Origin of the sequence: Teredinibacter purpureus (assembly GCF_014217335.1) — a bacterium.
Lineage (GTDB): Bacteria > Pseudomonadota > Gammaproteobacteria > Pseudomonadales > Cellvibrionaceae > Teredinibacter > Teredinibacter purpureus.
The window spans coordinates 4,404,274-4,416,531 of record NZ_CP060092.1 but is presented as its reverse complement, the minus strand read 5'-3'; the positions used below and the strand labels follow the sequence as shown (position 1 = coordinate 4,416,531).

General features: G+C 46.5%; 24 protein-coding genes. All 24 read left to right on the top strand.

The features are described 5' to 3' along the window. The first annotated feature begins 7 nt into the window (after positions 1-7). The 24 genes from rplB to rplQ all read left to right on the top strand — a co-directional run bounded on the left by rplB (position 8) and on the right by rplQ (position 12,091). The gene (rplB, locus tag H5647_RS19690) at positions 8-835 is read left to right on the top strand and encodes a 50S ribosomal protein L2 (protein ID WP_045860722.1); all 828 of its coding nucleotides are present in this window, start codon (positions 8-10) and stop codon (positions 833-835) included. A 34-nt stretch (positions 836-869) separates the two neighbouring features. Next, the gene (rpsS, locus tag H5647_RS19685) at positions 870-1,145 is read left to right on the top strand and encodes a 30S ribosomal protein S19 (protein WP_045860721.1); all 276 of its coding nucleotides are present in this window, start codon (positions 870-872) and stop codon (positions 1,143-1,145) included. A 14-nt stretch (positions 1,146-1,159) separates the two neighbouring features. After that, on the top strand, positions 1,160-1,492 hold the full coding sequence (gene rplV, locus H5647_RS19680; RefSeq protein ID WP_045860720.1) for a 50S ribosomal protein L22: 333 nt from the start codon (positions 1,160-1,162) through the stop codon (positions 1,490-1,492). Between the two features lie 12 nt (positions 1,493-1,504). Further along, positions 1,505-2,179, top strand: a complete 675-nt coding sequence (gene rpsC / locus H5647_RS19675) for a 30S ribosomal protein S3 (protein WP_045860719.1) — start codon at positions 1,505-1,507, stop codon at positions 2,177-2,179. Between the two features lie 41 nt (positions 2,180-2,220). Continuing rightward, positions 2,221-2,634 carry a 50S ribosomal protein L16 gene (rplP, locus tag H5647_RS19670; protein ID WP_045860718.1) on the top strand — a complete coding sequence of 138 codons (414 nt, stop codon included), beginning with the start codon at positions 2,221-2,223 and terminating at the stop codon, positions 2,632-2,634. Next, entirely contained in the window at positions 2,634-2,834 is a 201-nt protein-coding gene (gene rpmC, locus H5647_RS19665) for a 50S ribosomal protein L29 (protein ID WP_045860717.1), read from the top strand. Before rplP ends, rpmC begins: the two co-directional genes overlap by 1 nt. Before the next feature lie 21 nt (positions 2,835-2,855). Beyond that, positions 2,856-3,122, top strand: a complete 267-nt coding sequence (gene rpsQ / locus H5647_RS19660) for a 30S ribosomal protein S17 (RefSeq protein WP_045860716.1) — start codon at positions 2,856-2,858, stop codon at positions 3,120-3,122. A gap of 70 nt (positions 3,123-3,192) precedes the next feature. Next, positions 3,193-3,561: a 50S ribosomal protein L14 gene (gene rplN, locus H5647_RS19655; protein ID WP_045860715.1), complete on the top strand. Its 369-nt coding sequence runs from the start codon at positions 3,193-3,195 to the stop codon at positions 3,559-3,561. Between the two features lie 33 nt (positions 3,562-3,594). Next, positions 3,595-3,912, top strand: a complete 318-nt coding sequence (rplX, locus tag H5647_RS19650; protein WP_045860714.1) for a 50S ribosomal protein L24 — start codon at positions 3,595-3,597, stop codon at positions 3,910-3,912. 18 nt (positions 3,913-3,930) lie between these two features. After that, the gene (gene rplE / locus H5647_RS19645; RefSeq protein WP_045861573.1) at positions 3,931-4,470 is read left to right on the top strand and encodes a 50S ribosomal protein L5; all 540 of its coding nucleotides are present in this window, start codon (positions 3,931-3,933) and stop codon (positions 4,468-4,470) included. Between the two features lie 14 nt (positions 4,471-4,484). After that, positions 4,485-4,790, top strand: a complete 306-nt coding sequence (rpsN, locus tag H5647_RS19640; protein ID WP_045860713.1) for a 30S ribosomal protein S14 — start codon at positions 4,485-4,487, stop codon at positions 4,788-4,790. 28 nt (positions 4,791-4,818) lie between these two features. Further along, a complete protein-coding gene (rpsH, locus tag H5647_RS19635) occupies positions 4,819-5,211 on the top strand; it encodes a 30S ribosomal protein S8 (RefSeq protein ID WP_045860712.1) in 393 nt (130 codons plus the stop codon). A 53-nt stretch (positions 5,212-5,264) separates the two neighbouring features. After that, on the top strand, positions 5,265-5,798 hold the full coding sequence (gene rplF / locus H5647_RS19630; protein WP_045860711.1) for a 50S ribosomal protein L6: 534 nt from the start codon (positions 5,265-5,267) through the stop codon (positions 5,796-5,798). A gap of 36 nt (positions 5,799-5,834) precedes the next feature. Further along, the gene (rplR, locus tag H5647_RS19625) at positions 5,835-6,185 is read left to right on the top strand and encodes a 50S ribosomal protein L18 (RefSeq protein ID WP_045860710.1); all 351 of its coding nucleotides are present in this window, start codon (positions 5,835-5,837) and stop codon (positions 6,183-6,185) included. A 10-nt stretch (positions 6,186-6,195) separates the two neighbouring features. Next, complete coding sequence (rpsE, locus tag H5647_RS19620; RefSeq protein WP_045860709.1) at positions 6,196-6,711, top strand: 30S ribosomal protein S5; 516 nt, start codon at positions 6,196-6,198, stop codon at positions 6,709-6,711. Positions 6,712-6,758: 47 nt separating this feature from the next. Further along, positions 6,759-6,944, top strand: a complete 186-nt coding sequence (gene rpmD / locus H5647_RS19615; protein WP_045860708.1) for a 50S ribosomal protein L30 — start codon at positions 6,759-6,761, stop codon at positions 6,942-6,944. Between the two features lies 1 nt (position 6,945). After that, a complete protein-coding gene (gene rplO / locus H5647_RS19610; RefSeq protein WP_045860707.1) occupies positions 6,946-7,380 on the top strand; it encodes a 50S ribosomal protein L15 in 435 nt (144 codons plus the stop codon). Between the two features lie 27 nt (positions 7,381-7,407). Further along, the gene (secY, locus tag H5647_RS19605; protein ID WP_045860706.1) at positions 7,408-8,754 is read left to right on the top strand and encodes a preprotein translocase subunit SecY; all 1,347 of its coding nucleotides are present in this window, start codon (positions 7,408-7,410) and stop codon (positions 8,752-8,754) included. Positions 8,755-8,793: 39 nt separating this feature from the next. Then, positions 8,794-8,910 carry a 50S ribosomal protein L36 gene (gene rpmJ / locus H5647_RS19600; RefSeq protein ID WP_082087124.1) on the top strand — a complete coding sequence of 39 codons (117 nt, stop codon included), beginning with the start codon at positions 8,794-8,796 and terminating at the stop codon, positions 8,908-8,910. Positions 8,911-9,149: 239 nt separating this feature from the next. Further along, complete coding sequence (rpsM, locus tag H5647_RS19595) at positions 9,150-9,506, top strand: 30S ribosomal protein S13 (RefSeq protein WP_045860705.1); 357 nt, start codon at positions 9,150-9,152, stop codon at positions 9,504-9,506. 47 nt (positions 9,507-9,553) lie between these two features. Then, on the top strand, positions 9,554-9,949 hold the full coding sequence (gene rpsK / locus H5647_RS19590) for a 30S ribosomal protein S11 (protein ID WP_045860704.1): 396 nt from the start codon (positions 9,554-9,556) through the stop codon (positions 9,947-9,949). Between the two features lie 12 nt (positions 9,950-9,961). Then, a complete protein-coding gene (gene rpsD / locus H5647_RS19585; protein ID WP_045860703.1) occupies positions 9,962-10,582 on the top strand; it encodes a 30S ribosomal protein S4 in 621 nt (206 codons plus the stop codon). Between the two features lie 54 nt (positions 10,583-10,636). Then, complete coding sequence (locus H5647_RS19580) at positions 10,637-11,626, top strand: DNA-directed RNA polymerase subunit alpha (protein WP_045860702.1); 990 nt, start codon at positions 10,637-10,639, stop codon at positions 11,624-11,626. A 75-nt stretch (positions 11,627-11,701) separates the two neighbouring features. Then, on the top strand, positions 11,702-12,091 hold the full coding sequence (rplQ, locus tag H5647_RS19575) for a 50S ribosomal protein L17 (protein ID WP_045860701.1): 390 nt from the start codon (positions 11,702-11,704) through the stop codon (positions 12,089-12,091). Positions 12,092-12,258 lie beyond the last annotated feature (167 nt).

Below are 12,258 nucleotides of genomic sequence, written 5' to 3'. Positions count from 1 at the left end.
GATTGTCATGCCAATTGTAAAACGCAAGCCAACCTCAGCCGGTCGCCGCTTTGTTGTCAGCGTGGTGAACCCAGACTTACATAAAGGTGCGCCTTATGCTCCTTTATTAGAGAAAAAGTCTAAAAGTGGTGGACGCAACAATAACGGTCGTATTACGACTCGTCATATTGGTGGCGGACACAAGCAGCACTACCGAAAGATTGATTTTAAGCGTAATAAAGATGCTATTCCTGCAAAGGTTGAGCGCTTAGAGTACGATCCAAATCGCAGTGCTTACATTGCGCTCGTTTGTTATCTTGATGGCGAACGTCGTTATATTATTGCTCCTAAGGGCGTTTCGGCCGGTGATGTGGTCGAGTCAGGTGATGCGGCTGCTATTAAGCCCGGAAACACCTTGCCTCTGCGCAATATACCAGTGGGTAGTGTTATTCATTGTGTAGAAATGAAGCCAGGCAAAGGTGCTCAGTTAGCGCGTTCGGCCGGAACTTCAGTGCAGTTGGTTGCTCGTGATGGTCAATACGCTACCTTGCGCTTGCGCAGTGGTGAAATGCGTAAGGTTGAATCCGAATGTCGCGCAACTTTAGGTGAAGTATCGAATAGTGAACACAGTTTGCGTTCATTAGGTAAGGCTGGTGCTACTCGCTGGCGTGGTGTTCGTCCAACCGTTCGCGGTGTTGCGATGAACCCAGTTGATCACCCGCATGGTGGTGGTGAGGGTCGTACTTCAGGTGGTCGTCATCCCGTGTCTCCATGGGGTACTCCTACCAAAGGTTACAAAACTCGCAGCAACAAGCGTACTGACAACATGATTATTCGTCGTCGCGGTAAGAAGTAAGCGCCGGCTAAATAGCTAAAAAGAGGAAAGAACAGTGCCACGTTCACTGAAGAAAGGTCCTTTTGTTGACCACCATCTTTTGAATAAAGTTGAAGTTGCGGCGGAGAAGAATGATCGTCGCCCAATTAAAACTTGGTCGCGCCGCTCAATGATTTTGCCTGAGATGGTGGGTTTGACTATCGCTGTACATAACGGGCGCTTACACGTTCCCGTTTTGGTTAGCGAAGAAATGGTTGGTCACAAGTTAGGTGAGTTCGCGGCAACCCGCACTTACCGTGGCCATGTAGCAGACAAGAAAGCTAAGCGTTAAGCGAGGAATAAGAGATGGAAGTAGCAGCTAAATTACGCGGCGCTAACATGTCAGCGCAAAAAGCGCGACTCGTAGCAGACCAGATTCGCGGTAAGACAGTAGAGACGGCTTTGGATTTGTTGGCTTTCAGCCCGAAGAAAGGCGCTGCGGTCATCAAAAAGGTTTTGGAATCGGCTATCGCCAACGCTGAGCACAATGAAGGTGCTGACGTTGATGAGCTGAAGGTGTCCACCATATTTGTGGACGAAGGTTTAACGATGAAGCGCATTCGACCGCGCGCAAAGGGTCGCGCAGATCGTATCTTGAAGCGCACTTGCCACATCACCGTTAAAGTAGCGGATCAATAAGAGAGTAGACTTATGGGTCAGAAAGTACATCCCACAGGAATCCGGCTCGGTATTGTTAAAAAGCATACCTCAACTTGGTATGCTAGCAAAGGCGAGTACGCGGATAAGCTGAATGAAGATTTACAAGTTCGTAGCTATATACAAAAGGCACTGTCGCATGCGTCAGTTAGTCGAATTGAAATAGAGCGGCCTGCAAATACTGCCCGCGTTACTATTCATACTGCCCGTCCCGGTATTGTGATTGGTAAGAAAGGCGAAGATGTTGAAAAGCTGCGCGCTGCAATTAGCAAGCAGATGGGTGTCCCTGTACACATCAACATCGAAGAGATTCGCAAACCGGATCTGGACGCTGTATTGGTTGCCCAAAGTGTGGCGCAACAGCTGGAGCGTCGAGTGATGTTCCGCCGTGCTATGAAGCGCGCTGTACAGAACGCAATGCGTCAAGGCGCGCAAGGTGTGAAAGTTCAGGTTGGTGGTCGTTTGGGTGGTGCAGAAATTGCCCGTTCCGAATGGTATCGCGAAGGTCGAGTTCCACTTCACACGTTACGTGCTGATATTGATTACTCGACTGCAGAAGCTTCTACAACTTACGGCATTATTGGCGTAAAAGTGTGGATCTTCAAAGGCGAAATAATTGGTGGCGTCGAAGAAGCCGAAGCCGCTCCAAAGAAAAAAGGCGCTAAATAAGCGCTTTGTTAAAATAGTTTTGACGAATAAGGGTTAGGCAAATGCTGCAACCAAAGCGTACAAAATTCCGTAAGCAAATGAAGGGTCGTAATCGTGGTTTAGCGCTGCGTGGGTCCAAAGTTAGCTTTGGTGAATTCGGTTTGAAATGCGTTGATCGTGGCCGTATTACGGCACGCCAAATTGAGGCGGCACGTCGTGCAATGACTCGTCACGTTAAACGTGGCGGTAAAATCTGGATTCGAGTGTTTCCAGATAAGCCAATTACTGAAAAACCTCTGGAAGTTCGTCAGGGTAAAGGTAAGGGTAATGTTGAATATTGGGTGGCCCAAATTCAGCCAGGAAAAATCCTTTACGAAATGGAAGGCGTTTCCGAAGAGTTGGCGCGAGAAGCTTTTGCTCTTGCTGCTGCGAAATTGCCACTGAATACAACTTTTGTTAAGCGATCGGTGATGTGATGAAAGCTACAGAACTTAACGAAAAGTCAGTTGAAGAGTTAAATCAAGAACTGCTTTCTCAGTTGGAAGCACAGTTCAAGCTGCGTATGCAGAAAACAACTGGCCAATTGAATCAGACTCACTTGATGAAGCAAGCCCGTCGCGACATTGCTCGCATAAAAACGGTTTTGCGTCAGAAAGCGTCCACCTCTAGCAACTAGTAAGCGCGTAGGTAATTAGCAATGGCTGAAGCAGAAAACTTAGTACGTACGCTAACTGGCAAGGTTGTTAGCGATAAGATGGATAAATCCATCGTTGTCTTGATCGAGCGTCGTGTTAAACACCCGGTGTATAGCAAGTACGTGAGCAAATCTACCAAGATTAAAGCTCATGATGAAAACAACGAATGTAACGCTGGCGATACCGTGACAATCGCCGAATCTCGCCCTCTTTCGAAAACCAAGTCTTGGACTTTGGTTAAAATCGAAGAAAAAGCGACACAAATTTAAGCGAATCGCCACGGGCAAGCGTTTATCAATTTAATAGCCGCTTGCCGGTAAAGAGTTTCGGAGAAAGACGATGATTCAAACAGAAAGTTATTTGGACGTAGCCGACAACAGCGGTGCGCGCCGAGTGATGTGTATCAAGGTGTTGGGTGGCTCACATCGTCGCTATGCACGAGTTGGCGATGTAATTAAAGTTACCGTTAAAGAAGCAATTCCTCGCGGTAAAGTTAAAAAGGGTCAGGTAATGAACGCTGTCGTAGTGCGCACCCGAAAAGGTGTTCGCAGGCCAGATGGTTCTATCATCCGCTTTGACGATAATGCTGCGGTATTATTGACTCAGCAGAATGCACCTGTCGGTACTCGTATCTTCGGACCCGTGACCCGCGAGTTGCGCGGTGAAAAGTTTATGAAGATTATCTCTCTGGCGCCAGAAGTACTTTAATCGGCCGCACAGAGGTCAAGAGGAATTTTAGTTATGCGTAAAATCAAACGTAATGACGAAGTGGTGATAATCACCGGTCGTGATAAAGGTAAGCGCGGTAAAGTTAACCGTGTACTGCCTGATAATCGAATAATCGTCGCCGGTGTGCAGATGATTAAAAAGCATCAGAAGCCGAACCCACAGCTGAACGTGGCTGGCGGTATTGTTGAGAAAGAAGCTCCAATACAGGTTTCGAATGTTGCAATTTACAATCCGAGCACCCAAAAAGCGGATCGCGTTGGATTTAAGGTGTTGGAAGACGGAAACAAAATACGTGTTTTCAAATCCAACGGCGAAGCGATTGACGCATAAGCGGACTGAGTGAATAAAATGGCCAGGCTTAAAGAAATTTATCGAAACGAAATTGCGCCCAAGCTCCTAGAGGAGTTGGGTTTGAAAAACGTGATGGAAATTCCTCGCATTACCAAAATCACCTTAAATATGGGTGTTGGTGAGGCGATTGGGGATAAAAAGGTTTTGGAACACGCAGTAGCTGACTTGGAAAAAATTGCCGGTCAGAAACCTGTTGTTACCAAAGCTCGCAGATCTATCGCTGGTTTTAAAGTGCGTGAAGATTGGCCTGTAGGCTGTAAAGTTACGTTGCGAAGCGAAAGAATGTACGAATTTTTGGATCGTTTAGTTAGTATTGCGATTCCACGCGTTCGAGATTTTCGCGGCATCAGCCCCAAGCAGTTTGACGGACGCGGTAATTTCTCAATGGGTATAAATGAGCAAATCATTTTCCCAGAGATTGATTACGACAAGATTGACAAACTGCGTGGTATGGATATCTGTATTTCTACCACCGCTCGTACTAATGATGAAGGTCGTGCTTTGTTAAAAGCATTTAACTTCCCATTTAAAGGCTAGGAGTTGATTGAATAATGGCTAAGAAATCAATGATCGCCCGTGAAGTTAAACGCGCGAAATCAGTAGAACAGTATGCAGCTAAGCGTGAAGAGCTTAAAAACATCATTAGCAACCCCGAAACTGATGACAGTGAAGTGTGGGATGCGATGATAAAGTTGCAAAAGTTACCACGCGATAGCAGCGCCGCTCGTGGCCGCAATCGTTGTCGAGTAACAGGCCGACCTCACGGTGTTTACAGTAAGTTCGGTTTGTGTCGAAACAAATTGCGTGAAGCTGCGATGCGCGGCGACGTACCAGGCCTGGTAAAAGCCAGTTGGTAAATCCAGGTAATTGTAGGAGCAGAATTTTATGAGTATGCAAGACCCTATCGCCGATATGCTCACTCGCATTCGCAACGCGCAGATGGTTGGTAAAACATCCGTAACAATGCCTTCTTCGAAGTTGAAGATTAGTATTGCGAACGTCCTGAAGGAAGAAGGTTATGTTTCTGAACTTTCTGTTTCGGACGAAGTAAAAGCAGAGTTGAGTATTGAGCTTAAGTATTTCGAAGGTAAGCCCGTAATTGCTGAATTAGATCGTGTTAGCCGTCCAGGTTTACGTTCTTATGTTGGTAAAGGTGAGCTACCGTCGGTACGCGGTGGCCTCGGTATCGCCATCGTTTCCACCAGTAACGGTGTTATGACCGATCGAGCAGCACGTGCTGCCGGTATTGGTGGTGAGATTATTTGTACAGTTTTCTAAGCTTAGTCATCGTTTTTGAGTGAGTCTTTAACAGTATTTAACAGGTAACCATTATGTCACGTGTTGCTAATAGCCCCGTCCAGCTCCCTCAGGGTGTGGACATAAAGCAGGAAGGCCAAGACCTTACCGTCAAAGGTGGTAAAGGTTCCCTAGGCTTGCAGGTCCACGATAAAGTGGAAGTAAAATTAGAAGATAACGTATTAACGTTTTCGGCTCGCGACGGAGCAAAAACCTCCCGAGCGTTGGCGGGTACTATGCGCGCATTGGTAAACAATATGGTTACTGGTGTAAGTGCAGGTTTCGAAAAGAAGCTGGTACTTAACGGTGTAGGTTATCGTGCAAAGGCTACGGGTAAAGTTTTAAACTTAACTCTCGGTTTTTCACACCCCATTGATTACGAGCTGCCCGAAGGCGTAACCGCTGAAACACCATCTCAAACTGAGATCGTGCTTAAGTGTTCTGACAAGCAATTGTTGGGTCAAGTGGCTAGTGAAGTGCGTGCTTTCCGTCCACCAGAGCCTTATAAAGGTAAAGGTGTTCGTTATGCAGATGAATACGTACGTCGTAAAGAAGCTAAGAAGAAGTAAGCCGAAACTCGGGCTATCTAAACAGTAGGTTTGAATATGAACGCTAAGAAGCAATCCAGAATACGCCGTGCGACTCGGTCTCGAGCCAAAATTCGCGATCTTCGCGAAGTACGTCTTTGCGTTAACAGAACCCCGCGTCATATGTACGCGCAAATTATTGCTGTAGAAGGCGATAAGGTTCTAGCTACCGCTTCAACACTTGAGAAAGATTTGCGTGGTGGTAAGACCGGTAATACCGATGCCGCTACAGAAATAGGTAAATTAATCGCAGAGCGTGCTAAAAGCGCGGGCGTAACTAAAGTTGCGTTTGATCGAAGCGGTTTTAAATATCACGGTCGAGTTAAAGCGTTGGCTGATGCTGCTCGAGAAGCTGGATTGGAATTCTAAAGGTTGAATTATGGCGCAGCAAAACAACAAACGAGATGACAACAACGCTGAAGGTTTACAAGAGAAGCTTGTACAAGTAAACCGCGTTGCTAAGACTGTAAAAGGTGGCCGAATTTTTGGCTTCACAGCTTTAACGGTTGTCGGTGACGGAAATGGCAAGGTTGGCTTTGGTCGCGGTAAGGCTCGAGAAGTGCCTATCGCTATCCAAAAGGCGATGGAAGCAGCTCGTCGCAATATGATTCAGGTTGAACTGAACGGTGATACTATTCAGTACCCAACACGTGGGCGTCACGGTGCATCTAAAGTGTACATGCAGCCCGCATCACAAGGTACTGGCGTAATTGCCGGTGGTGCGATGCGAGCAGTTTTGGAAATTGCAGGTGTTCAAAACGTATTGGCAAAGTGCTATGGGTCAACAAATCCGGTAAACGTTGTTCGCGCTACTTTTGAAGCGTTACGAGCAATGTCATCACCAGAGACTGTTGCTGCTAAGCGCGGTAAATCAGTAGAAGATATATTGAACTAATCGCGTAAGCGGTTAGTCAACAATCGCCGATTTTAGGTAAAAAGATCATGGCTAAAAAGACGGTTAAAGTAACGCAAGTAAAAAGCGTTAGCGGGCGCTTAAAAGCCCATAAGGGGTGTGTGCGCGGTTTGGGTTTGCGTCGCATCGGTCATACTGTTGAAGTAGAGGACACTCCTTCTACGCGCGGTATGATAAATAAAGTTAACTACTTGGTTCAGGTAGAGGGAGAGTAAGATGCGTTTAAACACTTTAAGTCCAGCTCCCGGCAGTACCAGTAGCAAAAAACGCGTTGGTCGCGGCATCGGTAGTGGTACAGGTAAAACTGCTGGTCGTGGTCACAAAGGTCTGAAATCTCGTTCCGGTGGTTCTGTGAAGCCCGGTTTCGAAGGTGGTCAGATGCCTTTGCAAAAACGTCTACCTAAGTTCGGTTTTACTAGCCGAGTGGGTCGTATATCCGCTGAAATTCGTCTCGCTGAGTTGAATAAAGTAGATGCAGACGTGATTGACTTGGCTGCGCTTCATCAGGCCGATCTGATCGGTGTGAATGTTAAGCGGGCAAAAGTATTTCTATCCGGTGAATTAAAAAAAGCTGTAACTGTTAAAGGTTTGGCTGTCACCAAAGGCGCTAAAGCAGCCATCGAAGCTGCTGGCGGTAAAATCGAAGAATAAGCGGTTTACACCGCACGAGGGGGATAGATGGCAACGCCGGGGAAGACACCTCTAGGTGGTCAGAAAGGATTGGGCGAGCTGTTTGCTCGCCTTAAATTTTTGTTTTTGGCAATTGTGATTTATCGCCTGGGAACGCACATACCAGTACCGGGTATCGACCCGGAGCAGGTCGCGAACCTCTTCAAACAAAATCAAGGCACAATCTTGGGAATGTTCAATATGTTCTCGGGTGGGGCATTGGAGCGAATGAGTATCCTCGCTCTGGGCATTATGCCGTACATCTCTGCTTCTATTATCATGCAGATGATGAGCGCCGTTACCCCGTCTCTTGAAGCGATAAAAAAAGAAGGTGAATCTGGCCGTCGTAAGATTAGTCAGTACACACGCTATTTAACCGTTTTTTTGGCGAGTATACAGGCCTTCGTGATGGTTGCTGGTATGGCAGGCCAAAACATGGCTTATGCTGGGCTTTCTCCAATAAGCTTTTACGTAATTGCAGTGTCGTCCCTAGTGACTGGTGCGGTGTTTATGATGTGGCTGGGCGAACAAATTACTGAGCGCGGTATTGGTAACGGTATTTCGATGCTCATATTCGCAGGTATCGTCGCTGGGCTACCAGGCGCTGTTGGTCAAGCCTTCGAGAGCGCGAAACAAGGCGATTTACACGTGCTAATGTTATTAGCATTGCTGTTTGCCGCCGTCGCAATCGTTTGGTTTGTGGTTCGTATGGAACGCGGGCAACGACGTATCACTATTCAGTACGCTCGCCGGCAGGCTGGTGGTAGAGGTGGTCAGGGTCCTGCTCAGACTAGCCATTTACCCTTGAAGATCAACATGGCTGGTGTTATACCCGTTATCTTCGCAAGTAGTATATTACTGTTTCCAGCGTCTATCGCTCAGTGGTTTGGTAGTGCGAGTGAAGGTAAGTCTGGCGAAATTCTGCAAGAAATTGCATTGGCTATTGGTCCGGGCCAGCCACTTAATTTTGTGTTGTTCGGTGTTTTGATCGTGGTGTTCTGTTTCGTTTACACAGCGATGATGTATAACCCGAAAGAAGTCGCAGATAATTTGAAACGAGGCGGAGCTTATATTCCAGGTATTCGTCCTGGTGACCAGTCTGCTAAGTACATCGATAATGTATTAACACGGCTCACGGTGGTCGGCTCTATCTATATAGCAGCGGTAGCGTTATTACCTCAGTTTCTGATGGTATCTGCTAACGTACCGTTCTATCTAGGTGGTACGTCATTGCTTATTGTCGTAGTCGTGGTCATGGACTTTATGTCTCAGGTTCAATCGCACTTGATGTCGCATCAGTACGATTCTGTGATGAAAAAGGCCAATTTGCAGAGTTATGGGCGCGGTTCGCGATAAGCGCAGCGTATTGCCCTGAGTTTTTTGGAGTAAATTAAGATGAAAGTTCGTGCTTCAGTAAAGAAAGTTTGCCGTAACTGCAAGATAGTACGCCGTAAGGGTGTTCTGCGTGTAATTTGTAATGCAGAGCCACGCCACAAGCAGCGTCAAGGTTAATAGTTCGGTAACTTGTTAAAACCGGTGTTGTGTATTTTGTGCTTGTGAGTACGATGTAGGCAAAACCCTTCAGGGGTTCTTCTCCTGATAAATACGAGGTGTTGACTGTCGCACAGTTGGAAACAACTGTGCTATTGCTTTTTGGTCGTTTTGCCGCTATTCTTCGCGCCCTTTCAAGGTGCTTGAATGGTGCTAGCCGCCGTTAACACTGAAAATCTTATCTAGTTGGAGTAAGTTGAATGGCTCGTATCGCTGGTGTCAATATACCAGATCATAAGCATGCCGTGATTTCCCTCACTTATGTATTCGGTGTTGGTAAAACCAAAGCCAAAGAAATTTGTGAGGCAACCGGTATCGCAGAGTCCACCAAAATTGGTGAGCTTGGCGAAGATCAAATGGATTCTATTCGTAGCGAAGTGGCAAAAATTACCGTAGAAGGTGATTTGCGTCGTGAAATTTCCATGAACATCAAACGTTTGATGGATTTGGGTAGCTATCGTGGAATGCGCCATCGTCGCAACCTGCCCGTACGTGGTCAGCGTAGCAAGACGAACGCTCGTACGCGTAAAGGTCCTCGTAAGCCAATTAAGAAGTAAGCTTCGAGTTTATTCACTCTAACTTATCAGTTCGGGAAAATATTGCTATGGCAAAGCCAGGTGGTAAAAGCACGACGAAGAAAAAGGTCAAAAAGACCGTCGTCGATGGTATTGCACACATACATGCCTCATTTAATAACACTATCGTGACAATCAGTGATCGTCAGGGTAATACACTGTCATGGGCCACTGCTGGTGGTTCAGGCTTCCGTGGTTCACGAAAAAGTACTCCTTTCGCGGCACAGGTTGCTGCTGAGCGAGCTGGTCAAGCAGCTCAGGAATACGGTTTAAAGAACTTGGATGTAGAAGTTAAAGGTCCAGGGCCCGGCCGTGAATCAGCCGTTCGAGCCTTGAATAACGTTGGTTATAAAATCACCAACATCACAGACGTTACGCCGATTCCACATAACGGCTGTCGTCCACCCAAAAAGCGTCGAGTATAAGGAGGAACGAAAGTGGCACGTTATATAGGTCCTACTTGTAAACTGTCTCGCCGTGAAGGAACAGATTTGTTCCTAAAAAGTGGTGTGAGACCTTTAGAAAGTAAATGTAAAGCCGAAAATGCTCCAGGCATGCACGGCCAACGTCGTGGTCGATTGTCTGATTACGGTGTTCAGTTACGTGAAAAACAAAAGGTTCGTCGTACTTATGGCGTACTGGAAAAACAGTTCCGTAGCTACTATAAAGAAGCTGCACGCCGAAAAGGCGCAACCGGTGAGAACTTGTTGAAGCTTTTGGAAAGTCGTTTAGATAATGTCGTATACCGCATGGGCTTTGGCTCTACTCGTTCTGAGTCTCGCCAGTTGGTATCACACAAATCTATATTGGTTAACGGTAAAGTATTGAACATCCCGTCTTACCAAGTATTGGTAGGTGATGTGATTACGATTCGTGAAAAGGCCAAAAGTCAGTTGCGTATCCAAAATGCAATGGGTATCGCCGCTCAACGCCCTGACGTTGAATGGGTTGACGTAAACTCCGATAAGAAAGAAGGAACATTTAAACGCGTTCCTGATCGTGCAGATTTACCAGCCGATATCAACGAGAACCTCATTGTTGAGCTTTACTCTAAGTAAAGCTTTATCAACTTGGTTTTTAATTAAGCTATACAATCACATACAGGTGCTTATATGCAGAGTGCGGTTAACGAATTTTTGACTCCTCGTCACATTGATGTAACAGAAGTGGCGCCAACTCGTGCGAAGGTAGTACTAGAACCCTTAGAGAGAGGCTTTGGTCACACCCTTGGTAATGCGTTACGCCGTATTTTATTGTCTTCTATGCCTGGCTGTGCGATTACGGAAGTCGAGATCGCTGGTGTGCAGCATGAATACAGCGCTATTGAGGGAGTACAGGAAGACGTAATTGAAATCTTGTTGAACCTTAAGAACGTTGCTGTGGTCATGCACACTAAAGATCTAACAACGTTATCGTTGACCAAACAAGGCCCTGGCGTTGTGACAGCAGGCGATATCCAGCTAGATCATGAAGTGGAAATTGCTAACCCTGAACTCGTTATCGCTAATATTACGGGTGATATGACCCTTGATATGAAATTAACGGTCGGTCGCGGTCGCGGTTATCAGCCAGTAGATGCTCGCCAGTCTGATGAAGATGAGACTCGCGCAATTGGTCGACTGCAGTTAGACGCATCGTATAGCCCTGTTCGTCGCTTGGCTTACACAGTGGAAAGCGCTCGTGTTGAACAGCGTACGGATCTTGATAAGTTGGTGTTAGATTTAGAAACCAACGGTACTATCGATCCTGAAGAAGCTATTCGCCGTGCGGCGACTATTCTGCAGCAGCAGTTGGCTGTGTTTGTAGACCTTGAAGGTGAGAAGGAAGTTGAGCCGGAGCAGAAGGAAGATCAAATTGACCCAGTACTACTGCGTCCTGTTGATGACCTTGAGTTAACCGTCCGGTCTGCGAATTGCTTGAAAGCTGAAAATATATACTACATCGGTGATTTGATTCAGCGCACCGAAGTTGAATTGTTAAAAACCCCAAATTTGGGTAAGAAGTCTCTTACTGAGATCAAAGATATCCTCGCTTCACGCGGTTTGTCTTTGGGGATGCGTTTGGAAAATTGGCCACCAGCTAGTTTGAAAAACAACGATTAATGTAGGGGCGGTAATTTACCGCCTGTTGAACAATTTTGATTTGCTGAGATAGCAATCGAGTGAAGGGTTAGAGTCATGCGCCATCGTCATAGTGGACGTCAGTTAAATAGAAACAGTTCTCACCGTAAAGCCATGTTCAAGAATATGGTAGCGTCATTGGTAGAGCACGAATTAATTAGAACAACTTTGGCAAAAGCTAAAGAGTTGCGGAGTCACGCAGAGCCACTGATTACCTTGTCAAAGGTAGACAGTGTTGCTAATCGCCGTTTGGCATTCGATAGAACGCGTAACAAAGCGACCGTTGGTAAGTTGTTCAACGAACTTGGTCCTCGTTACGAAGGCCGTCCTGGTGGCTATTTGCGTATTTTAAAGTGCGGTCTTCGTACTGGCGATAAAGCGCCTATGGCTTACGTGGAATTGGTAGATCGTCCACGTGCTAGTGCGGAAGAGTCTGCTGCCGAGTAAGCAACTTATCCTGGTTACTTGCTGGCCGTGATCGCTATACTGTCTAGGTTTTGAGTATCAGCGGCGTTCGTTAGCTACATACAAGTAATTCCTAAAACGCTCTCCTTTCAGGAGAGCGTTTTTTTTGTGCTGTATTATTTGCCATCGTGAGCACCTTGGCGCAGTGT

Bases quoted from the DNA above. Each gene is read 5' to 3' on its own strand.
- rplQ (WP_045860701.1), top strand. From the start codon at position 11,702: ATGCGCCATCGTCATAGTGGACGTCAGTTAAATAGAAACAGTTCTCAC.
- rpsH (WP_045860712.1), top strand. From the start codon at position 4,819: ATGAGTATGCAAGACCCTATCGCCGATATGCTCACTCGCATTCGCAAC.
- rpmC (WP_045860717.1), top strand. From the start codon at position 2,634: ATGAAAGCTACAGAACTTAACGAAAAGTCAGTTGAAGAGTTAAATCAA.
- rpsQ (WP_045860716.1), top strand. From the start codon at position 2,856: ATGGCTGAAGCAGAAAACTTAGTACGTACGCTAACTGGCAAGGTTGTT.
- rpsM (WP_045860705.1), top strand. From the start codon at position 9,150: ATGGCTCGTATCGCTGGTGTCAATATACCAGATCATAAGCATGCCGTG.
- rpmD (WP_045860708.1), top strand. From the start codon at position 6,759: ATGGCTAAAAAGACGGTTAAAGTAACGCAAGTAAAAAGCGTTAGCGGG.
- rplV (WP_045860720.1), top strand. From the start codon at position 1,160: ATGGAAGTAGCAGCTAAATTACGCGGCGCTAACATGTCAGCGCAAAAA.
- H5647_RS19580 (WP_045860702.1), top strand. From the start codon at position 10,637: ATGCAGAGTGCGGTTAACGAATTTTTGACTCCTCGTCACATTGATGTA.
- rplE (WP_045861573.1), top strand. From the start codon at position 3,931: ATGGCCAGGCTTAAAGAAATTTATCGAAACGAAATTGCGCCCAAGCTC.
- rpmJ (WP_082087124.1), top strand. From the start codon at position 8,794: ATGAAAGTTCGTGCTTCAGTAAAGAAAGTTTGCCGTAACTGCAAGATA.
- rpsE (WP_045860709.1), top strand. From the start codon at position 6,196: ATGGCGCAGCAAAACAACAAACGAGATGACAACAACGCTGAAGGTTTA.
- secY (WP_045860706.1), top strand. From the start codon at position 7,408: ATGGCAACGCCGGGGAAGACACCTCTAGGTGGTCAGAAAGGATTGGGC.
- rplF (WP_045860711.1), top strand. From the start codon at position 5,265: ATGTCACGTGTTGCTAATAGCCCCGTCCAGCTCCCTCAGGGTGTGGAC.
- rpsN (WP_045860713.1), top strand. From the start codon at position 4,485: ATGGCTAAGAAATCAATGATCGCCCGTGAAGTTAAACGCGCGAAATCA.
- rplB (WP_045860722.1), top strand. From the start codon at position 8: ATGCCAATTGTAAAACGCAAGCCAACCTCAGCCGGTCGCCGCTTTGTT.
- rplX (WP_045860714.1), top strand. From the start codon at position 3,595: ATGCGTAAAATCAAACGTAATGACGAAGTGGTGATAATCACCGGTCGT.
- rpsK (WP_045860704.1), top strand. From the start codon at position 9,554: ATGGCAAAGCCAGGTGGTAAAAGCACGACGAAGAAAAAGGTCAAAAAG.
- rplP (WP_045860718.1), top strand. From the start codon at position 2,221: ATGCTGCAACCAAAGCGTACAAAATTCCGTAAGCAAATGAAGGGTCGT.
- rplN (WP_045860715.1), top strand. From the start codon at position 3,193: ATGATTCAAACAGAAAGTTATTTGGACGTAGCCGACAACAGCGGTGCG.
- rplR (WP_045860710.1), top strand. From the start codon at position 5,835: ATGAACGCTAAGAAGCAATCCAGAATACGCCGTGCGACTCGGTCTCGA.
- rplO (WP_045860707.1), top strand. From the start codon at position 6,946: ATGCGTTTAAACACTTTAAGTCCAGCTCCCGGCAGTACCAGTAGCAAA.
- rpsC (WP_045860719.1), top strand. From the start codon at position 1,505: ATGGGTCAGAAAGTACATCCCACAGGAATCCGGCTCGGTATTGTTAAA.